This is a genomic window from Bradyrhizobium sp. AUGA SZCCT0431, from assembly GCF_018131065.1.
In the GTDB taxonomy this organism is placed as follows: Bacteria; Pseudomonadota; Alphaproteobacteria; order Rhizobiales; family Xanthobacteraceae; genus Bradyrhizobium.
Map to the genome: position 1 here is coordinate 87,123 of NZ_JAFCLR010000022.1, position 19,093 is coordinate 106,215.

General features: G+C 63.5%; 18 protein-coding genes. 11 read left to right on the forward strand and 7 right to left on the reverse strand.

Features of this window, described 5'->3' with window-relative positions; all coding sequences use genetic code 11:
- Positions 1 to 89: 89 nt before the first annotated feature.
- A complete protein-coding gene (locus JQ567_RS22020) occupies positions 90 to 1,556 on the reverse strand; it encodes an amidase (protein ID WP_212440736.1) in 1,467 nt (488 codons plus the stop codon).
- Positions 1,557 to 1,913: 357 nt separating this feature from the next.
- On the reverse strand, positions 1,914 to 2,690 hold the full coding sequence (locus JQ567_RS22025) for an SDR family oxidoreductase (RefSeq protein WP_212440737.1): 777 nt from the start codon (positions 2,688 to 2,690) through the stop codon (positions 1,914 to 1,916).
- Positions 2,691 to 2,883: 193 nt separating this feature from the next.
- On the opposite strand from JQ567_RS22025, the gene JQ567_RS22030 reads away from it, so the two are divergent.
- Positions 2,884 to 3,957: a tartrate dehydrogenase gene (locus tag JQ567_RS22030; RefSeq protein ID WP_212440738.1), complete on the forward strand. Its 1,074-nt coding sequence runs from the start codon at positions 2,884 to 2,886 to the stop codon at positions 3,955 to 3,957.
- Positions 3,958 to 4,109: 152 nt separating this feature from the next.
- Here JQ567_RS22030 and JQ567_RS22035 read toward each other — a convergent pair whose 3' ends face one another.
- The 3 genes from JQ567_RS22035 to JQ567_RS22045 are packed head-to-tail and all read right to left on the reverse strand — an operon-like array spanning position 4,110 to position 7,258.
- On the reverse strand, positions 4,110 to 5,024 hold the full coding sequence (locus JQ567_RS22035) for an NAD(P)-dependent oxidoreductase (RefSeq protein ID WP_212440739.1): 915 nt from the start codon (positions 5,022 to 5,024) through the stop codon (positions 4,110 to 4,112).
- 25 nt (positions 5,025 to 5,049) lie between these two features.
- The gene (locus JQ567_RS22040; RefSeq protein WP_212440740.1) at positions 5,050 to 6,300 is read right to left on the reverse strand and encodes a Zn-dependent hydrolase; all 1,251 of its coding nucleotides are present in this window, start codon (positions 6,298 to 6,300) and stop codon (positions 5,050 to 5,052) included.
- Positions 6,301 to 6,340: 40 nt separating this feature from the next.
- Positions 6,341 to 7,258, reverse strand: a complete 918-nt coding sequence (locus tag JQ567_RS22045; RefSeq protein ID WP_212268383.1) for a LysR family transcriptional regulator — start codon at positions 7,256 to 7,258, stop codon at positions 6,341 to 6,343.
- Between the two features lie 119 nt (positions 7,259 to 7,377).
- Between JQ567_RS22045 and JQ567_RS22050 the strand changes: the two genes are divergently transcribed.
- From JQ567_RS22050 to JQ567_RS22075, 6 genes are all read left to right on the forward strand, one after another.
- A complete protein-coding gene (locus JQ567_RS22050; RefSeq protein ID WP_212440741.1) occupies positions 7,378 to 8,199 on the forward strand; it encodes a putative hydro-lyase in 822 nt (273 codons plus the stop codon).
- 81 nt (positions 8,200 to 8,280) lie between these two features.
- Positions 8,281 to 9,525, forward strand: coding sequence for an ABC transporter substrate-binding protein (locus JQ567_RS22055; RefSeq protein ID WP_212440742.1), 1,245 nt, complete (start codon positions 8,281 to 8,283; stop codon positions 9,523 to 9,525).
- A 23-nt stretch (positions 9,526 to 9,548) separates the two neighbouring features.
- Positions 9,549 to 10,427 carry a branched-chain amino acid ABC transporter permease gene (locus tag JQ567_RS22060; RefSeq protein WP_212440743.1) on the forward strand — a complete coding sequence of 293 codons (879 nt, stop codon included), beginning with the start codon at positions 9,549 to 9,551 and terminating at the stop codon, positions 10,425 to 10,427.
- Positions 10,427 to 11,407 carry a branched-chain amino acid ABC transporter permease gene (locus tag JQ567_RS22065; protein WP_212440744.1) on the forward strand — a complete coding sequence of 327 codons (981 nt, stop codon included), beginning with the start codon at positions 10,427 to 10,429 and terminating at the stop codon, positions 11,405 to 11,407. Before JQ567_RS22060 ends, JQ567_RS22065 begins: the two co-directional genes overlap by 1 nt.
- Positions 11,404 to 12,138, forward strand: a complete 735-nt coding sequence (locus tag JQ567_RS22070) for an ABC transporter ATP-binding protein (protein ID WP_212440745.1) — start codon at positions 11,404 to 11,406, stop codon at positions 12,136 to 12,138. The genes JQ567_RS22065 and JQ567_RS22070 overlap by 4 nt, the downstream gene beginning before the upstream one ends.
- Positions 12,122 to 12,826: an ABC transporter ATP-binding protein gene (locus tag JQ567_RS22075; protein ID WP_212440746.1), complete on the forward strand. Its 705-nt coding sequence runs from the start codon at positions 12,122 to 12,124 to the stop codon at positions 12,824 to 12,826. The genes JQ567_RS22070 and JQ567_RS22075 overlap by 17 nt, the downstream gene beginning before the upstream one ends.
- Positions 12,827 to 12,919: 93 nt before the next feature.
- Here the strand turns inward: JQ567_RS22075 and JQ567_RS22080 are convergent, their stop codons facing one another.
- Both JQ567_RS22080 and JQ567_RS22085 read right to left on the reverse strand, forming a co-directional pair.
- A complete protein-coding gene (locus tag JQ567_RS22080; RefSeq protein WP_212440747.1) occupies positions 12,920 to 13,186 on the reverse strand; it encodes a hypothetical protein in 267 nt (88 codons plus the stop codon).
- Between the two features lie 19 nt (positions 13,187 to 13,205).
- Complete coding sequence (locus JQ567_RS22085; RefSeq protein ID WP_212440748.1) at positions 13,206 to 13,862, reverse strand: aldolase; 657 nt, start codon at positions 13,860 to 13,862, stop codon at positions 13,206 to 13,208.
- Between the two features lie 36 nt (positions 13,863 to 13,898).
- Here JQ567_RS22085 and ltnD point away from each other — a divergent pair, with 36 nt between their 5' ends.
- The 4 genes from ltnD to JQ567_RS22105 all read left to right on the forward strand — a co-directional run bounded on the left by ltnD (position 13,899) and on the right by JQ567_RS22105 (position 18,911).
- Positions 13,899 to 14,891: an L-threonate dehydrogenase gene (ltnD, locus tag JQ567_RS22090; RefSeq protein WP_249165606.1), complete on the forward strand. Its 993-nt coding sequence runs from the start codon at positions 13,899 to 13,901 to the stop codon at positions 14,889 to 14,891.
- Positions 14,892 to 14,986: 95 nt separating this feature from the next.
- Positions 14,987 to 15,769, forward strand: a complete 783-nt coding sequence (gene otnI, locus JQ567_RS22095; protein ID WP_212440749.1) for a 2-oxo-tetronate isomerase — start codon at positions 14,987 to 14,989, stop codon at positions 15,767 to 15,769.
- On the forward strand, positions 15,766 to 17,043 hold the full coding sequence (gene otnK, locus JQ567_RS22100; protein ID WP_212440750.1) for a 3-oxo-tetronate kinase: 1,278 nt from the start codon (positions 15,766 to 15,768) through the stop codon (positions 17,041 to 17,043). The genes otnI and otnK overlap by 4 nt, the downstream gene beginning before the upstream one ends.
- Positions 17,044 to 17,219: 176 nt before the next feature.
- Positions 17,220 to 18,911, forward strand: coding sequence for a methyl-accepting chemotaxis protein (locus JQ567_RS22105; RefSeq protein ID WP_212440751.1), 1,692 nt, complete (start codon positions 17,220 to 17,222; stop codon positions 18,909 to 18,911).
- The last annotated feature ends 182 nt before the right edge of the window (positions 18,912 to 19,093 follow it).

Below are 19,093 nucleotides of genomic sequence, written 5' to 3' on the forward strand. Positions count from 1 at the left end.
AACAGCACCGGTAACTGCCGGTGGCCGCGCACGGTTTCATTCGATACGGCGCAAAGCACTTGCATGGCGATGCCACGGTAAGTGGACCTTTACTTCGGCGAGCGCGGCTCGATCGGCGTGGTGCCGCGCACGCCCAGAATGTCTTCCAGCAGCTTGGCGCCGGCGAGAAGTTTTGCCTCGCCGCGCGGCGGGGCCACCATCTGCAGTCCGACCGGCAGGCCCGAGGCCGTAAAACCGCACGGCAGTGACAACGCGGGGCAACACACCAGCGTGATCGCGTAGACGATGCCGAGCCACTCGACGTAATTGTCGAACTTTTTGCCGGCGCATTCGGCGACGTAACGGTTCTCGACCGGAAACGGCGCCACGATGGTGGCGGGCGCCAGCAGCAGATCGTACTTGTCGAAGAATTCCAGCGTACGCGCGGTCATCGCGACGCGCTGCGCTTCGGCGCGCTCGAGCTGCTCGACGGTCAGCTTGAGGCCTTCCTCGATGTTCCAGATCACTTCGGGCTTGAGCTGGTCGCGCTTGGTGCGCAGCAGCTGCGCCTTGCTCAGCGCGAAGTCGAACGCGCGCAGCACGTGGAAGCATTCATGGGCTTCGCGCAGATCCGGATGGGCTTCCTCGACGATGACCCCGAGCTCGGCGAAACGCTGCGCCGCCTTGCGGGTGACGGCCGCAACCTCGGGATCGACCGGCGTGATGCCGAGATCGGGCGAATAGGCGATGCGCTTCGGCTTGCTGCCGGCGCGCACGGCGGACAGGAACGAATTCGGCAGCACCGGCAGCGACAAGGGATCGCCGGGGTGTTCGCCGCTCATCGCATCGAGCAGCAAGGCGACGTCCTCGACGTTGCGCGCCATCGGGCCCTGGACGCCGAGGTTGCGGTCGATCGCGGCCGCGATGGTATGCGCGACACGACCGATGCTCGGCCGCAGCCCGACGATGCCGCAGAAGCTTGCGGGGTTGCGTAAGCTACCGCCCATGTCGGAGCCGTGGGCGAGCCAGGCTGTTCCGGTGGCGAGCGCCACCGCCGCACCGCCCGAGGAGCCGGCGGCGGAGCGGGAGGTGTCCCAGGGATTGCGCGTCGCGCCGAACACTTCGTTGAACGTGTTGGCGCCGGCGCCGAATTCCGGCGTGTTGGACTTGGCGTAGATCACGCCGCCATTGTTTTCGAGATGCTCGACCAGAATGTCCGACCGCGCCGGGATGTTGTTCCGGTAGATCGGCGAGCCCTGCGTGGTCAGCACGCCCTCGACCGCCGTGAGGTCCTTGATCGGGATCGGCAGGCCTGCGAGCAGGCCGCGCTCGCCGACCGGCTTTTTCATCAGAGCCCTGGCACGGTCGCGGGCGCGGTCGAAGCACAGCGTCGGCAGCGCGTTGACGGGGCCGTCGACTTCGGCGATCCGCTTTTCCAGCACGTCGAGCAGATCGAGTGGCGTGACTTCACCCGCTCTCAGTTTGCCAACGATGGCACACGCCGTCTCTCGCACCAGCTCCTGATCAGCCACTTTGTTCTCCGCGGTTTCTTGGTCGTGAATGGTGCTGTAGAACATTTTTTGGCAAAGTGGAAACGCGCCCACGTCGTGGCTGCACTGGAGATTTGGAATGCCGGCATTGTGATCTGCGCTGGACTGGCGCGCGATGCCGGTGACCTATGAGGAAATTCCCGGCGCCGACCATTTTTCGATCATGCACGAGATGATGTCGCCGACGGGAGGATCACGACGCTGATAAGGCAGTTGTTTGAAAGGACGGTCTAACTATCGTCATTGCGAGCGAAGCGAAGCGAAGCGAAGCAATCCATAGCGCCGCGCAAAGAAAGAATGGATTGCTACGTCGCGGAGCCTGTCATCGGGCGCGCATTCGCGCGACCCGTTGGCTCCTCGCAATGACGGTGGTGGCAGGTCAGCCTAACCCCACCCCGCACTGATCCCGCCATCGACCGTATAAATCACGCCCGACGTATACCCCGAACGGTCCGACGCCAAGAACGCCATCAGGTCGCCGATTTCGCGCGCATGGGCGGGGCGGCCGAGCGGCAGGCCCTTCTGGAATTCCTTGTAGCGGTTCTCGTCGCCGAACTGGTTTTTGGCGCGGGTCTTCAGCAGCGTGACGTGGCGGTCGGTGCCGACGGGGCCGGGATTGATGCCGATCACGCGGATATTGTCGGCGAGGCTCTTGCCGCCTAATGCACGCGTGAACGCCATCAAGGCGGCGTTGCCGGCGCTGCCGCAGATATAATTCGCGTCGAATTTTTCACCGGCCGCACCGATGTCGTTGACGATGACGCCATGGCCGCGCGCTTTCATCTGCGCATAGACCGCGCGGGTGAGGTTGATGTAGCCGAACACTTTCAGTTCCCAGGCGTGACGCCAGGTGGCCTCGTCGATCTTGTCGATCGAGCCGCCCGGAATATCGCCGGCATTGTTGACGAGGATGTCGATGTCGGCGGTATCCTTCACCAGCTTTTCGATGTCCGCCGGCTTACGCAGATCGACGACATGCACCGAGGCGTCGATCTGGTGGGCCGAGCGCAGCCGATCGGCCAGTGCCTTCAATTGCTCGCCGTTGCGGGCGGCCAGCCTGATGTCGCAGCCTTCCTCGGCGAATGCTTCGGCTGCCGCGGCGCCAATGCCCTTGGAGGCGCCGGTGATCAGGACGCGCTTACCGCGCAAGTGCAGATCCATTGGAATTCTCGCTTCAGGAGGGGATATCGGAGGCAGTGTCCGGCGAAATTGGTAGGCGGTCGGCCCCGCCGCGGTCAACATTGCACTGCAGCGTTGCACCCGCGCGCGGTTTGGTCCATTGCAAAGCCATCAACAGGCCGTGTCTGGGGCATGGCGCACGACCCAAAGAGCAAGCCACCCAAGGATTTCAAGGATGAGCAAGAAAACCTATCGGATCGCGGTCATTCCCGGCGACGGCATCGGCAAGGAAGTGGTGCCGGAGGGCCTGCGCGTTCTTGAGGCAGCCGCGAAAAAGCACGGCGTGGCCGTGCATTTCGACCATTTCGACTTTGCCTCCTGGGACTATTACGAAAAGCACGGCGAGATGATGCCGGAGGACTGGAAGGCCCAGATCGGCAAGCACGACGCGATCTACTTCGGCGCGGTGGGCTGGCCGGCAAAAATCCCCGATCACATTTCCTTGTGGGGCTCGCTGATCAAATTCCGCAGGGAGTTCGACCAGTACGTCAATCTGCGCCCGGTGCGCCTGATGCCCGGCGTGCCGTCGCCGCTCGCGAACCGCAAGCCCGGCGATATCGATTTCTGGGTGGTGCGCGAAAATACCGAGGGCGAATATTCTTCCGTCGGCGGACGCATGTTCCCGGATACCGACCGTGAATTCGTCACCCAGCAGACCGTGATGACGCGCGTCGGCGTCGATCGCATTCTCAAATTCGCATTCGATCTCGCAGCGTCACGCCCGAAGCAGCATCTGACCTCGGCGACCAAATCCAACGGCATCTCGATCACGATGCCCTATTGGGACGAGCGCGTGGAGGCGATGGCGAAGAACTATCCCAAGGTCAAGTGGGACAAGTACCACATCGATATTCTCACCGCGAATTTCGTGCTGCATCCGGACTGGTTCGACGTCGTGGTCGGCTCCAATTTGTTCGGCGATATTCTTTCCGATCTCGGCCCGGCCTGCACCGGCACCATCGGCATCGCGCCGTCAGGCAATATCAACCCGGAAGGCAATTTCCCGTCGGTGTTCGAGCCGGTGCACGGCTCGGCGCCTGACATTGCCGGGCAGGGCATCGCCAACCCGATCGGCATGATCTGGTCGGGCGCGATGATGCTTGAGCATCTCGGCGAGAAGGAAGCGGCGCAATCGATCGTCGGCGCCATCGAGCGCACGCTCGGCGAACGCACGCTGCGCACCCGCGACCTCGGCGGCAACGCCGACACGACCGCCTGTGGCAAGGCGGTCGCGGATATGGTGGAGTAGGGAGCGATCACAGACTCGATCGTCGTCCCGGCGAACGCCGGGACCCATACGCCGCGGCGGTTGTGATTGTAGCAGGTGTCGGCCACCTTGCTTTCGCCGATAGCACAACGCGGTATGGGTCCCGGCGTTCGCCGGGACGACGGGGATAAATCCTACTTCCCCTTCGCGATCCGCCGGCAATGGGCCAACGCCGCGCCGATCAGGTTCTCGCTTGCCTCCGGCGTGCGGAATGCGGAATGCGCCGACAGCGTGACGTTGGGCAGCTTGGTCAAGGGATGATCCGCCGGCAGCGGCTCGATGTTGAAGACGTCGAGGCCGGCATGACGGATCTGGCCTGATTTCAGGGCCTCGATCATCGCGTCCTCGTCGACGATGGCGCCGCGCGCGGTGTTGACGAGGATGACGCCGAGCTTCATCGCCTCGATACAGGCACGCGAAACCATCCCGCGCGTCTCGTCGTTGAGCAGCAGGTGGATCGAGATGACGTCGCTTTCGGTCAAGAGCTCATCGAGTTCGACGAACTCGACCTTCGGATGCTTCTTGGGCGACCGGTTCCAGGCGATCACGCGCATGCCGCTGCCGAGCGCGATCCGCGCGACTTCGGCGGCGATGCCGCCGTAGCCGATCAGCCCCAGCGTCTTGCCGGTCAGTTGCATGGCGTCATCGCGCAGCCAGTTGCCGGCGCGGATCCCGCGATCCATGCTGGCGAGGCCGCGCGCGCCTTCCCACATCAGCGCGATGGCACATTCGGCCACCGCCGTATCGCCATAGCCCTTGATCAGGTGCACTTCGATGCCGAGTTCGGCAAGCTCTTCCGGATTCATGTAGCTGCGCGCGCCGGTGCCGAGGAACACCACGTGCTTCAGCCCGGTGCACTTCTTCGCAATCTCGGTCGGCAGCGCAGTATGATCGACGATAGCGATTTCAGCACCGTCGAGCAGGGCCGGATACTGATCCGGGGTGATGTCGGGATTCCTGTTGATACGGACCTCGGGGTCACCGGTTTGTTCCAGCCGCTCGAAGATCACGGCCAGCGATTCATTGGCATCGACAAAAACACCGCGCACGGCAGTCCCTCCGCTTTTGATTATTTTATGACGCCACGCCGGCAAGCGCCAGCACGGTATGCATCAGGACGTTGGCGCCCGCGGTGCAATCGGCCTGCGTGGCGTCTTCCAGTTCGTTGTGGCTGATACCGTCCTTGCAGGGCACGAACACCATCGCCGCCGGCATTACCGTATTGAGGTTGCAGGCATCGTGGCCGGCGCCGGAGGTGATGCGGCGATGCGAATAGCCCAGCGCGGTGGCGGCGTTCTCGACGGCGTCGACGAGTTTTGGATCGAAATGGGTCGGTGGCTTGCGCCAGACCAGATCGAGTTTGGCGTCGACCTTGCGCCGCGCCGCGATCTCGGTGATCGCCGCGCGCAAATCCCTGTCCAACGCGTCCATGATCGCGACGTCCGCGCTGCGGCAATCCATCGTGAAGGCGATTTCGCCGGGAATGACGTTGCGCGAGGGATTGGCGATCACGGCCTCGCCGATGGTGCCGACCGCCTTCGGGCCGTGCTTCCTGGCGGTTGCTTCCATCGCCAGCACGATTTCCGAAAGCGTCGCCAGTGCGTCGCGCCGCAGCGGCATCGGCGTCGAGCCGGCATGGCTTTCGAACCCGGTGATCTTGCCGTCGTACCACAGCACGCCCTGGCCGGAATCGACCACGCCGATGGTCTTGTTCTCGGCTTCGAGGATCGGGCCTTGCTCGATATGCAGTTCGACGAAGCTGGAGAATTTCTGCCGGCCGACCGGGCTCTCGCCGCGATAGCCGATGCTGTCGAGCGCCTCCGCCACTGTGACGCCCTCGGCATCCTTCCGCGACAGAATGTCGTCGGTGGTGAAATCACCGACATAGGCGGCCGACGCCATCATCGCCGGCGCAAAACGCGAGCCTTCCTCATTGGTCCAGTTGCAGATGCAGATCGGCGTCTCGGTCTCGATACCGGCGTCGTTGAGGGTGCGAACCACTTCAAGCGCGGCGAGCGTGCCGAGTATGCCGTCGAACTTGCCGCCGGTTGGCTGGGTGTCGAGGTGGGAACCGACCCCGATCGGCGCCTTCGACATGTCGCGCCCCTTGCGCAGGCCGAACATCGAGCCGAGCGCGTCGACGTGACACTCGAGGCCGGCGGCTTCGCAGGCTTTCCGGAACCAGTCGCGGACCTGCTTGTCCTCAGGTCCGAGCGTCAGCCGCCGCACGCCGCCTTTCGGCGTTGCGCCGAATTTGGCGGTTTCGTGAATGGTGTCCCACAGCCGGGCGGAATCGATTTGCAGGTTGGATGCGATCTTGGTCATTCTGCCATTCCGGTCTTGATTGATGCTCACCCGATCCGCTTCAATGACGCGCCTGCAGCGGCGCGTCAACAACGACGCCGCCCTGCGCGAGCGAGGCCGCCAGTTCAGCCACCCGTTCGACCGCGATGGTGTCCGGAGAAGCCAGCCAGCTCGCCGAAAACGTCAACAGTGGCATCTGCAGGTTGGTCGACAGCAATTGCAGCCTGCCATCCGCGATTTCGCTTTCGACAATCGCTGTCGGAATAACGGCAATGCCGAGGCCTTCGATCGCCATATGTTTAACCGTACCCAGCGAGGCGCTGGCGTGCAGGCGCATCGGTGGCAGGTCGGGCCGGTTGAACAGCGAGCGCACGATTTCGTAAGGCGGCGTCTTGCGTGGAAAGGTGATGATGGGAAATTTGGCGAGGTCATGCACCGACAGCCGTTCCTTGCCTAGCCCGAGCGAAGGACTGGCAAGGAATCCAACCGAATAGTCGCACAGCACCCGGTTGCTGATGGTGGGCCCCGTCACCGGTCCGAGCAGGAACGCCAGTTCGATCTCCTGCGCCAGCAGCCGGTTGCGCAAATTCGAGGTGATGTCGACTTCGATCTCGAGCGAGAGGTTGGGATAGGTGTGATTGACGCTCTTGATCAGCTGCGTCAGGAACGTGTGAACGATGGTCTCGGCGACGCCGAGCCGCAGCACGCCGCGCATCGCCGAGTGGTCGCCGACCACGGCGAGCATTTCGGAGCGCAGCCCGATCAGTTTCTCGGCATAGACCAGCAATTGCCGGCCGCTCGGTGTCGGCATCACCATGCGGCGCTCGCGCTGTAGCAATCTCACGCCCACCTCGCGTTCGAGCTGGGCGATCCGCTGCGAGATCGCGGGCTGGGTGGTGTTGAGCTTCTGCGCGGCACCGCGAAAGCTGCCGAGCGTCACCACCCACATGAAGGTCTCGATTGCCTTGAAATCAACCATGCACCCTCTGCCCGCATATCGATAAATTAATTTTATCGATCTTGATTAAAAATGACGATTAGACATTATAATAGCCATATGCGGGAGTAGATGTCGACCTGATTGGAGCTGTTGCAACGATGACCAGCTTGGCAAAGACGGAACGACCCGGTCTCGATACGGCGAATTTATCGCCTGGTGTCGCCGCCCGGCATGCCTGCCGGACCGGTATGGCCACCACCACGGCCGGCGTCGCCAACGGCTTCGTGCAGGGCAATCTGGTGATCCTGCCGGAAAAGCTCGCGGCGTCGTTTCACCGGTTCTGCCAGCTCAATCCCAAACCGTGCCCGATCATCGGCATGTCCGATGTCGGTGATTTCAGAATTCCCTCGCTCGGCCTCGACCTCGACATCCGCACCGACCTGCCGCGCTACCGCGTCTGGCGCGACGGCGAAGTGGTGGACGAGCCGACCGACATTACCGCGCATTGGCGCGACGACCTGGTGGCGTTCGTGATCGGATGCTCCTATTCATTCGAGGAAGCGTTGCTGGCGGACGGCTTGCCGATCCGCCACATCGAGCGCAAGCTGCGCGTGCCGATGTACCGCACCAACATCGCCTGCGGCGCGGCGGGCCCGTTCGCAGGTCCAATGGTGGTGTCGATGCGGCCGTTCAAACCGGCGGATGCGATCCGCGCGGTGCAGATCACCTCGCGCTTTCCTTCCGTGCACGGTGCGCCGGTTCATCTCGGTCATCCGCATTCGATCGGGATCGCCGATATCAACAAGCCCGACTACGGCGACGCGGTGCCGGTCGGGGACGACGAGATTCCGGTGTTCTGGGCCTGCGGTGTGACGCCGCAATCGGTAATCGCGGCCGCCAGGCTGCCGTTTGCGATCACGCACGCGCCCGGATTGATGCTGGTGACCGATTTGCAGAACAAGGCGCTTGCCGTGCTTTGATGCAACTCGTGCCGATCATTGAGGCTTTACCGTAACCGCCAACCGCTTCATCGATAACCGCCGTTCAAAAGGGGATTTGCAATGACGATCACGCGCCGCAATGTATTGCTTGGAGCCACCGCTGCCGCCGCTCTCGCGCCGATCGCGGCCCGCGCGCAAACGTCCGAAGTGGTGATCGGCGTCACCTATCCGATGTCCGGCGCCAATGCCCAGATCGGCGTCGACGCGCAGCACGCTTATGTGACCGCCACCGACATCATCAACAACAAGCATGATTTCGATCTGCCGCTGGCAAAGGATGCCGGATTGCCCGGCCTCGGCGGTGCCAAGATTCGCCTCGTGTTCGCCGACCATCAGGGCGATCCCCAGAAGGGCCGCGCCGAAGCCGAGCGCCTGATCACGCAGGAGAAAGTCTGCGCCATCATCGGCAGCTACCAGAGCTCGGTGGCGGTCACCATCAGCCAGATCTGCGAGCGCTATCAGACCCCGTTTGTCTCGGCCGACAACTCGTCGCCGAGCCTGCATACCCGTGGCCTGAAATTCTTCTTCCGCGCCGCGCCTCACGACGAAATGTTCACCAAAGCGATGTTCGACTTCTACGACGCCTTGAAGAAGAAGGGCACCAAGATCGAGACGCTGGCCCTGTTCCACGAGGACACCATCTTCGGAACCGACTCCGCGAACGCGCAGATCAAGCTTGCGAATGAGCGCGGCTACAAGATCGTTGCCGACATCAAGTACCGCTCCAATTCGCCGTCGCTGTCGGCGGAGGTCCAGCAGCTCAAGTCGGCGAATGCCGACGTGCTGATGCCCTCGAGCTACACCACCGACGGCATCATGCTGGTCAAGACCATGGCCGAGCTCGGCTACAAGCCGAAAGCCATCGTGGCGCAGGCCGCGGGCTTTTCCGAGAAGGCGCTGTACGACGCGGTCGGCGACAAGCTCGAGGGCGTCATCACCCGCGGCAGCTTCTCGCTCGATCTCGCGGCCAAGCGGCCGATGGTCGGCAAGATCAACGAATTGTTCAAGGCGAAGTCGGGCAAGGACCTGAACGACAACACCTCGCGCGAGTTCATGGGCCTGATCGTGCTGGCGGACGCCATCAATCGCGCCAAGTCGACCGACGGCGAAAAGATCCGCGCGGCGCTGGCCGCGACCGAAATCCCGGGCGAGCAGACCATCATGCCGTGGAAGCGCGTGAAGTTCGACGAACTGGGCCAGAACAACGACGCCGATCCGGTGCTGCTGCAATATATCGGCGGCAAGTTCGTCACCATCTCGCCGCCGCAAGGCGCGGTTGCCGAGGCCGTCTGGCCGATGAAGTAACGGCCGGGCACGGGAGCGGGGGCATGACAGCCGAGACCATTATCCAGAGCCTGGCGAGCGGCCTCCTGATGGGGCTGCTCTACGGGCTGATTGCGGTCGGCCTCGCGCTGATCTTCGGCCTGATGGACGTCGTGAATTTCGCCCATGGCGAATTCCTGATGATCGCGATGTACGCGTCGTTCTTCCTGTTCGCGTTCTTCGCGATCGATCCATTGTTGGCGGCGCCGCTGGTTGCGGCGGCGTTGTTCGTCTTTGGCGCCGTGGTCTATCTCCTGATTGTACGCTTCGCGGTCAGGGCAAAGGCCAATGCCGGCATGGTGCAGATCTTCTCCACCTTCGGGCTTGCGATCGTGATGCGCGGCGCGGCGCAGTTCTTCTTCACGCCGGATTACCGCAGCGTCACCCATTCATGGCTCGGCGGCAAAACCATCTCGATCGGCGGTATCTTCCTGCCCCAGCCGCAACTGATCGGCGCGGCGGTGGCGATGGCGGCTTTCGGCGGACTCTACTTCTTCATCAACCGCACCGATTTCGGCCGCGCGCTCGAAGCCACCCGCGAGGATGCCGGCGCCGTGGCGCTGGTCGGTATCGACAAGAACCGCGTGTTCGCGCTCGGCTGGGGGCTCGGTGCGGCGCTGGTGGGTCTCGCCGGCGCCATCATGTCGATCTTCTTTTACATTTATCCCGATGTCGGTGCGTCGTTTGCGCTGATTGCCTACGTCACGGTGGCGCTCGGTGGCTTCGGCAGTGTGTTCGGCGCCTTTGCCGGCGGCATCATCGTCGGCCTGGTCGAAGCCACCACCGCGTTGATCCTGCCGCCGTCACTGAAATCGGTTGGTATCTACGCGGTTTATCTCCTGGTCGTGTTCGTGCGGCCGCGCGGTCTGTTCGGGTCGATGTGATGGATACGGATTTCGCAAAACGCCGTCGCCGCGACCTGATCGTCGCATTCTGCCTCGCCGCCATCGCTGCCGTGGTGCCGCTGTTCGTCAAGGACTCCTACGTCCAGAACATCATGGTGCTGACGCTGATGTGGGCGGCGCTGTCGCAGAGCTGGAATATCCTCTCCGGCTATTGCGGACAGATCTCGCTCGGTCACGCGCTGTATTTCGGGCTCGGCGCCTATACCACGACGCTGCTGTTCACCAAGTTCGGCATCTTGCCGTGGTTCGGTATGCTCGGCGGCGGCCTGATATCGGCTGTCATCGCGATGGGGCTGGGCTATCCCTGCTTCCGCCTGCGCGGGCATTACTTCGCGATCGCCACCATCGTCATTGCCGAGATCGGGCTCTTGCTGTTCCACAACTGGGATTGGGCGGGCGCGGCATTGGGCATCGAGATTCCCGTGCGCGGCGACAGCTGGCTCAAATTCCAGTTCGCGCGCAGCAAGCTGCCGTATTTCTACTTTGCGCTGGCGCTGGCCTGCGTCGCCTGGTTCGTCACCTGGTGGCTGGAGGATTCCAAATGGGGCTATTGGTGGCGCGCGGTGAAGGACAATCCGGAGGCCGCTGAAAGCCTTGGTGTCGTCGTGTTCAATTCCAAGATGGGCGCCGCCGCGGTCTCGGCGTTTCTGGTCGCGGTCGGCGGCAGCTTCTATGCGCAGTTCGTCTCCTATATCGATCCCGAGAGCATCATGGGCTTTCACATCTCGCTGCTGATGGCGCTGCCCGCGGTGTTGGGAGGCATCGGCACGCTGTGGGGGCCGATGCTGGGCGCCGTCATCCTGATTCCGATCACGGAATTGACGCGGTCCTACGCCGGCGGTTCCGGCCGCGGCGTCGACCTGATCGTCTATGGCGGCCTGATCATCGCGATCTCGCTGGCGCGGCCGCAAGGCCTGGTCTCCCTGTTTACGCCGAAGCGCAAGGAGGCGACGCGATGAGCACGCCCCTGCTGGAAACCCGCGGCGTCTGGCAACGCTTCGGCGGCCTCGTCGCCAACAGCGACGTCTCGATCTCGGTCGGACGTGGCGAAATCGTCGGCCTGATCGGGCCGAACGGCGCCGGCAAATCGACGCTGTTCAATCTGATCGCGGGCGTGCTGCCGCCGACCCAAGGCACGATCTGGTTCGACGGCGAAGACGTCACCGCGCTCCCGGCTGCCGAGCGCTGCGTCCGCGGCGTCGCCCGGACTTTTCAGGTCGTAAAGAGTTTCGAGACCATGACCGTGATCGACAACGTCATCGTCGGCGCGCTGATGCGAAACACCGTGATGCGCGTGGCGCGGCAGAAAGCCCATGAAGTGCTGGAGTTCTGCGGCCTTGCGGCACGCGCCAATGTGCTCGCCAGCGATCTGGTCCCGTCGGAAAAGCGCCGCCTCGAAGTGGCGCGTGCGCTGGCGACCGAACCGAAACTGTTGCTGCTCGACGAATGCCTGACTGGCCTGACCCCGCTCGAGGCGCAGACCGGCGTCGAACTGGTGCGCAAGGTGCGCGACACCGGCGTTACCATTCTGATGGTCGAGCACGTCATGGAAATCGTGATGCCGCTGGTCGACCGCGCCATCGTGCTCGATCTCGGCAAGGTGCTGGTCGAGGGCAAGCCCGCCGACGTCGTTCGCGATCCGAAAGTCATCACCGCCTATTTGGGAGACCGTCATGCTGTCGGTGCATGAAGTCACCACCGCCTATCAGGGGCTGGTCGCGATCTCGGCGGTGACGATCGAGGTCGCCAAGGGCGAAGTCGTCTGCGTCGCCGGCGCCAACGGGGCCGGCAAGTCGACGCTGCTGAAATCGATCGCCGGCGCCGAGCGTCCGCGTTCCGGCACCGTCACCTTCGACGGCGAGCGGATCGACGGCCTGGCGCAGCATGTCATTACTTCGCGCGGCATCGCCTATGTGCCGGAAAACCGCCGGCTGTTTCCGCGGCTATCGGTGCGCGACAATCTGCGGCTCGGCAGCTACCTCTATCGCGGCGAAGCCGACCGCGAAGCGCCGATGGATCTGGTGTTCAAGCTGTTCCCGCGGCTGTCGGAGCGGCTGGATCAGCGCGCCGAAACGCTGTCCGGCGGCGAGCAGCAGATGCTGGCGATCGGCCGCGCGCTGATGACGCGGCCGCGGCTGTTGATGCTCGACGAGCCCTCGCAGGGCATCATGCCGAAACTGGTCGACGAAATCTTCCAGGCCGTCAAACGCATCCGCGACACCGGGATGACCGTCTTGATCGTCGAGCAGCGAATGGCGGAGTGCCTCGAGATCGCCGACCGCGCCTACATCCTGCAAACCGGCCGGGTGTTGATGCAGGGCAGCGCGGCTGACATCAGGACCAATCCGGACGTGCGCAAGGCGTATCTGGGATTGTAGGCTTTGTAGGGTGGATTAGCCGAAGGCGTAATCCACCGCTCGCTCTCGACAAAAGTGGTGGGTTACGGCTTCGCCTAACCCACCCTACGGCAGCTACCGGATGACCTCGACCTTCGCCGCCATGTCCGGCCACCGGCCTACGCGGTAGGTCGCGTTGCTACACCTGAGAACCCACACCTCGTAGTCCGGTTTCGAACGCTTGGCGTCCCGTACGGCGCCGAGCGTCTTGTCGCAGGTATAGCCCTGCGAGCGGATCTGTACCGCCAGCATGCTCTGCGCCGTCTCTTGCGCCAGCGCTGTCGAATCCGACAGGCCAATCACGAACAGAAGTCCGAAAGCGAAACCAATGAGTTTGAACATGTGCATCCTCCGCGCATTATCAGTGACTGTGGTCCGGTAGCGTCAATCCAAACGTTTTAGTCAAATCCTTGACCTGTTCCGGCGACAGATACCGCGGGTTCAGCCCGCGCAGCAGCAGATACAATTTCGCGGTTTCTTCCAGTTCCTCGATCGCGAACACCGCCGCTTCCAGCGTGTCGCCCGATACCACCGGGCCGTGGTTGGCGAGCAGCACGGATGAATATTTGCCCGCCAGTCCCTTGATGGCGTCCGCCACCGCGGGATCGCCGGGCCGGAAATACGGCACCAACGCGGTCTGGCCGCATTTCATCAGGTAATAGGGCGTCATCGGCGGTAATGCGGCGCGGGGATCGATCTCCGGCAGCATCGAGAGCGCCACCGAATGGGTCGAATGCAGGTGCACGACCGCGCGCGCCGCGTTGCGGGTCTGATAGAGGGCGGTGTGCAGCGGCACTTCCTTGGTCGGGGCGTCGCCCGAGACGAGTTGGCCGTCGGCTCCCAGCCGCGACAGCCGGGCCGCATCCAGCGAGCCGAGCGAGGCGTTGGTCGGGGTCACCAGCCAGCCGCCATCGTCGAGCCTGACGCTGATATTGCCCGAGGAGCCCGGCGTCAGCCCGCGCTCGAACAGCGAGCGGCCGAGGCGGCAGATTTCCTCGCGAATCCTTGTCTCGCTCATGGCCAAAACCCCGTTTCGCGAGCCTTTTCTCACGCTTTGGCAGCGCGGCCAAGCCGTGATACCCAGAGGCAAAGCCGCAAGGGTCAGACTCCAAGAGCACAAGGAAACGCCACAATGCCAGAATCCGCAAAACTGCGCGCCGCCGTCATCGGGCTGGGCTCGATGGGCTTCGGCATGGCCACCTCGCTGCGCCGCGCCGGGTTCGAGGTGACCGGGTGCGATGTCTCGGCCGAGTCCGTCGCGCGCTTCGTGGCCGACGGCGGCACCGGTGCCAAAACCCCGGCGGAAGCCGCCAAGGCGGCCGATATCGTCGTCAGCGTCGTCGTCAATGCCGCGCAAACCGAAGCCATCCTGTTTGGCGCTGACGGAGTTGCCGAAACCTTGGGGCAGGGCGCAGTGTTCATCTCCTCCGCCACCATGGACCCCGATGTGGCGCGGCGGCTGGCCAAACAGCTGGAGGCCACGGGGCGGCTTTATCTGGACGCGCCGATCTCCGGCGGTGCGCAGCGCGCGGCGCTGGGCGAACTCACCATTCTGGCCTCGGGCAGTGCGGCCGCGTTCGCCAAGGCGCGTCCGGCACTGGATGCGATGGCGGCGAAGCTTTATGAACTCGGCGATGCTGCGGGGCAGGGCGCCGCGTTCAAGATGATCAACCAGCTATTGGCCGGCGTGCACATCGCCGCGGCTTCCGAAGCGATTACGTTTGCCGCCAAGCAGGGCCTCGACATCAAAAAAGTCTATGAAGTGATCACGGCCTCCGCCGGCAATTCCTGGATGTTCGAGAACCGCATGCCGCACGTGCTCGATGGCGATTACGCGCCGCGCAGCGCGGTGGAGATTTTCGTGAAAGACCTCGGCATCATCCAGGACATGGCGCGCACGGCGAAATTCCCGGTGCCGGTCGCCGCCGCCGCGTTGCAGATGTTCCTGATGACGGCGGCCTCCGGCATGGGCCGCGACGACGACGCCTCGGTGGCGCGGATGTATGCCCGCGTCACCGGCACGCATTTGCCGGGCGAGCCGAAATAATCGCGAGCCAACATGGCGTTTTCGAGCGAAGTGGAACCCGGTTCGCATAAAGACGCGTCAAGACAAAAGGTTCATCAAACAAAAGAGGTCAGTCGATGCCCCGCTTTGCCGCCAATCTCTCGATGATGTTCAACGAGGTCCCGTTCCTCGACCGCTTCGACGCCGCCGCGAAGGCGGGATTCACCGCCGTGGAATTCCTGTTTCCCTATGAGCATCCGGCCGACGAAGTCGGCAAGCGGCTCAAGGGCGCCGGGTTGACGCAGGCGCTGTTCAACCTGCCGCCGGGCGACTGGAACGCCGGCGAGAAGGGTTTTGCTGCGTTGCCGGAACGCTTTGCCGATCTGCAGCAGAGCCTGCACACCGCGCTCCCCTATGCCAAGGCGACTGGCGTCAAGCGGCTGCATTTGATGGCTGGGATTGCCGACCGCAGCGATCCCCACGCGGTGGTCGGGTTTCACAAATCCGTCGTGTGGACCGCCGAGTTTCTTGCACCCCACGGCATCGACGTGGTGATCGAGCCGATCAACGCGCGCAACGTGCCCGGCTATTTCCTCAACGACTTCCTGTTCGCACGCGATCTCATCACTGAGTTGAAGATTCCCAACCTGAAGCTGCAGTTCGACATCTACCACTGCCAGATCATCCATGGCGACGTCACCATGCGGCTGCGCGAGATGATGCCGATAACAGGCCATATCCAGATCGCCAGCATCCCCTCGCGCAACGAACCCGACGGCGAGGAGCTGAACTATCCGTTCCTGTTCGCTGAGCTCGACCGGCTCGGCTATGACGGCTTTGTCGGCTGCGAATATAACCCGCGCGGCAACACCACCGACGGCCTCGGCTGGTTCAAACCCTACGCCGGAGCAAAATCGTGAAATTGTCTTTGGGCTGCATTGCCGACGACTACACCGGCGCCTCTGATCTCGCCAACACGCTGACGCGCTGCGGCCTGCGCACGGTGCAGACCATCGGCGTGCCTTCTGACGATTTGGCGCTGCCGGAAGTCGACGCGGTGGTGGTGTCGCTGAAGAGCCGCTCGATCGAGGCGGGCCTGGCCGTCACGCGCTCGCGGTCGGCGGAAAAATGGCTGCGCGGCCGCGGCGCTGATCACGTGCTGTTCAAGGTCTGCTCGACCTTCGATTCCACCGACGCCGGCAATATCGGCCCGGTGATGGATGCGCTGCGCGACGATTCCGGCGATGCCATCGTGCTGGTGACGCCGGCCTTTCCGGAAACCGGCCGCACCGTCTATCAGGGCAATCTGTTCGTCGGCGCCGTGCCGCTGAACGAAAGCCCGCTGAAGGATCATCCGCTCAACCCGATGCATGATTCCAATCTGGTGCGGGTGCTGGCGCGCCAGAGCAAGACGAAGGTCGGGCTGGTCGATCTTGCAACGCTCGCGCGCGGTGAAGCTTCTGTGCGCGCGCGCCTCGCCGATCTCGCCGGCAAGGGCATTGGTGCGGCCATCATCGACGCGGTGTTCGACCGCGATCTGGAAACCATCGGCAACGTCGCGCTCGATCATCGATTGTCGGTCGGCGCCTCCGGCATCGGGCTCGGCCTCGCGCGGGCACTGGTCGCTTCCGGCAAGGCTAAGTCGAACGTGACGAAGGCGAACGCCGATGCGCCGGTCGGCGGACCGGCCGCGTGCCTGGCCGGCAGTTGTTCGCAGGCAACGCTGCAGCAAATTGCCAATGCCGAAAAGGCGATGCCGGTGCTTCATCTCGATCCCGACCGCATCGTTGCCGGCCCGGATGAAGCGCGGCGTGCGCTCGTGTGGGCGAAGGAGCGGATCGGTGACGGCCCGCTTCTGATCGCGAGCAGCTCGACGCCGGATCAGGTCGCAGCCCTGCAATCCCGGCATGGCCGCGATGCAGCCGGGCATGCCATCGAGCAGGCGATGGCGGACATCGCGGACGGATTGGTGCAGTCCGGCGTGCGCCGGTTGGTCGTCGCAGGTGGTGAAACTTCAGGCGCCGTGGTCGATCGCCTGGGGATTCCCGGCTTCCTCGTTGGCGCAGAAATCGCTGCAGGCGTGCCGGTTCTGCGCGCGGTGGGCGCGAAAAATGGCGAGATGCTGCTTGCACTGAAATCGGGCAATTTCGGTGGCGCCGAATTCTTTTCCGACGCGCTCAAGCTGATGCGCTGATCGTCCTACGCCACTCATTTCTCAGAGACTTCTGTCGCGTACCGTATTTTTACGGTGCGCCAAATTAACACAACCTGAGAACGAATAAGATTCTGGTGCGTGCAAGGGCATCGACTTAGCCCGCCCGTCGCAACCGGCGCGTCTTCCGCGCGCCCAAAACCAAGAGATTCCAACCCATGCTTGCCAAGTACTCGATCCGCGCCAAAATCATTACTGTCGTTGCCTTCCTGCTGGCCGCGATGACGGGTATGGGCCTGCTGGCGGTCCGCGACATGCGGGCGATGAACGCCGACACTGTGGACATCACGACCAACTGGATGCCGAGCGTTCGCGTGCTCGGCGACCTGCGCGCCGGCGTCATCACCTACCGCAACGTGATCCGCGAGCACATGCTGGTCGGGACGCTGGAAGGAAAGCAGGCCCAGGAAAAAACCCTGGCGAGCGTGGTCGAGAACAACAACAAGATCCGCGCGCTCTACGAGCCGATGATCGCCTCCCCGGAGGAGCGTGCGCTCTACAAGGAATGGTCCGACCTCTGGGACAGATACAAGAAGGGCACCGAGGAAGTAATGGCGCTGTCGCGCAACTCCGTCGGCAAGGTTCCACTCGAGGCGCATGAGATGAACTCGAAGACGGTCAACAAGATCGGGCTCGAGGCCGACGCCGTCCTGAAGAAGAGCATCGACCTCAACAATGCCGGAGCCGACAAGGCTGCCCAGAGTGCGGCTGACAGCTACGCGTCCGCCTTCATGATGCTGGCCGTGATTCTCGGCGCCTCCGTCATCATCGGCATTGCCGTCGGCATCTATCTGGTTCGCGACGTCTCGAGCGGCATCGCTTCCATCGTTACCCCGATGCAGGCGCTGGGCAAAGGCGACCTCAGCGCGGAAGTTCCGCATCAGGGCGAGAAGACCGAAATCGGCGCCATGGCAGACACCTTGCAGGTGTTCAAGCAGGCGCTGATCGCGAAGAAGGCCGCCGATGAGGCTGCGGCCCTCGACGCCGAAGCCAAGATCGAGCGCGGCCGCCGGGTCGACGGCATCACCCGCAATTTCGAATCGATGATCGGCGAGATCGTCCAGACCGTGTCATCCGCTTCGACGCAGCTCGAAGCCTCGGCCGGCACGCTGTCGGCGACCGCCGAGCGTTCGCAGTCGCTGACGACAGCGGTGGCGGCGGCTTCCGAGGAAGCTTCCACCAACGTGCAGTCGGTGGCGTCAGCGACCGAAGAACTGTCGTCGTCGGTCAACGAGATCAGCCGCCAGGTGCAGGAATCGGCGCGCATGGCGACCGACGCCGTCGGCCAGGCCCGCGTCACCAACGACCGGGTCAGCGAATTGTCGAAGGCGGCGAGCCGGATCGGCGACGTCGTCGAATTGATCAACACCATCGCAGGCCAGACCAACTTGCTGGCGCTCAATGCCACCATCGAGGCGGCGCGCGCCGGCGAAGCCGGCCGCGGCTTCGCCGTCGTGGCGTCGGAAGTGAAGGCGCTGGCCGAGCAGACCGCGAAAGCCACCGGCGAGATCGGCCAGCAGATATCAGGCATCCAGGCCGCGACCCAGGAGTCGGTCAACGCAATCCAGGAAATCAGCGGCACCATCGAGCGGCTGTCGGAAATCTCTTCGACCATCGCCGCCGCGGTGGAAGAGCAGGGTGCCGCGACACAGGAAATCTCCCGCAACGTGCAGCAGGCGGCGCAAGGCACCCAGCAGGTCTCCGCCAACATCACCGACGTCCAGCGCGGCGCGACCGAGACCGGCTCGGCCTCCTCGCAGGTGCTGTCGGCGGCGCAGTCGCTGTCTGGCGACAGCAACCGCCTCAAGCTCGAAGTCGGCAAGTTCCTGGATTCGGTCCGGGCAGCCTGACACCCGGCCGATCACCGGCGAAGAGCCCGGCTCCCAACAGGAGCCGGGCTTTTGCGTTTGCAACCCTGCAGCGAAATCCAATTGGGCTACTCGGTAGCCTCTACTGAGCTAAAATTAACCAGTCTTGTTTACAAGAGCACCATCTTTACGGCGCGCGCGCTGTTCGGTGGTTCCCGCTGGCC

Excerpts from the sequence above, each read along its gene's own strand:
- JQ567_RS22045 (WP_212268383.1), bottom strand. The coding sequence starts at position 7,258 with ATGGTTGATTTCAAGGCAATCGAGACCTTCATGTGGGTGGTGACGCTC.
- JQ567_RS22060 (WP_212440743.1), top strand. The coding sequence starts at position 9,549 with ATGACAGCCGAGACCATTATCCAGAGCCTGGCGAGCGGCCTCCTGATG.
- JQ567_RS22080 (WP_212440747.1), bottom strand. The coding sequence starts at position 13,186 with ATGTTCAAACTCATTGGTTTCGCTTTCGGACTTCTGTTCGTGATTGGC.
- JQ567_RS22070 (WP_212440745.1), top strand. The coding sequence starts at position 11,404 with ATGAGCACGCCCCTGCTGGAAACCCGCGGCGTCTGGCAACGCTTCGGC.
- JQ567_RS22030 (WP_212440738.1), top strand. The coding sequence starts at position 2,884 with ATGAGCAAGAAAACCTATCGGATCGCGGTCATTCCCGGCGACGGCATC.
- JQ567_RS22025 (WP_212440737.1), bottom strand. The coding sequence starts at position 2,690 with ATGGATCTGCACTTGCGCGGTAAGCGCGTCCTGATCACCGGCGCCTCC.
- JQ567_RS22105 (WP_212440751.1), top strand. The coding sequence starts at position 17,220 with ATGCTTGCCAAGTACTCGATCCGCGCCAAAATCATTACTGTCGTTGCC.
- JQ567_RS22020 (WP_212440736.1), bottom strand. The coding sequence starts at position 1,556 with ATGTTCTACAGCACCATTCACGACCAAGAAACCGCGGAGAACAAAGTG.
- otnI (WP_212440749.1), top strand. The coding sequence starts at position 14,987 with ATGCCCCGCTTTGCCGCCAATCTCTCGATGATGTTCAACGAGGTCCCG.
- JQ567_RS22040 (WP_212440740.1), bottom strand. The coding sequence starts at position 6,300 with ATGACCAAGATCGCATCCAACCTGCAAATCGATTCCGCCCGGCTGTGG.
- JQ567_RS22055 (WP_212440742.1), top strand. The coding sequence starts at position 8,281 with ATGACGATCACGCGCCGCAATGTATTGCTTGGAGCCACCGCTGCCGCC.
- JQ567_RS22065 (WP_212440744.1), top strand. The coding sequence starts at position 10,427 with ATGGATACGGATTTCGCAAAACGCCGTCGCCGCGACCTGATCGTCGCA.
- JQ567_RS22085 (WP_212440748.1), bottom strand. The coding sequence starts at position 13,862 with ATGAGCGAGACAAGGATTCGCGAGGAAATCTGCCGCCTCGGCCGCTCG.
- JQ567_RS22075 (WP_212440746.1), top strand. The coding sequence starts at position 12,122 with ATGCTGTCGGTGCATGAAGTCACCACCGCCTATCAGGGGCTGGTCGCG.
- JQ567_RS22050 (WP_212440741.1), top strand. The coding sequence starts at position 7,378 with ATGACCAGCTTGGCAAAGACGGAACGACCCGGTCTCGATACGGCGAAT.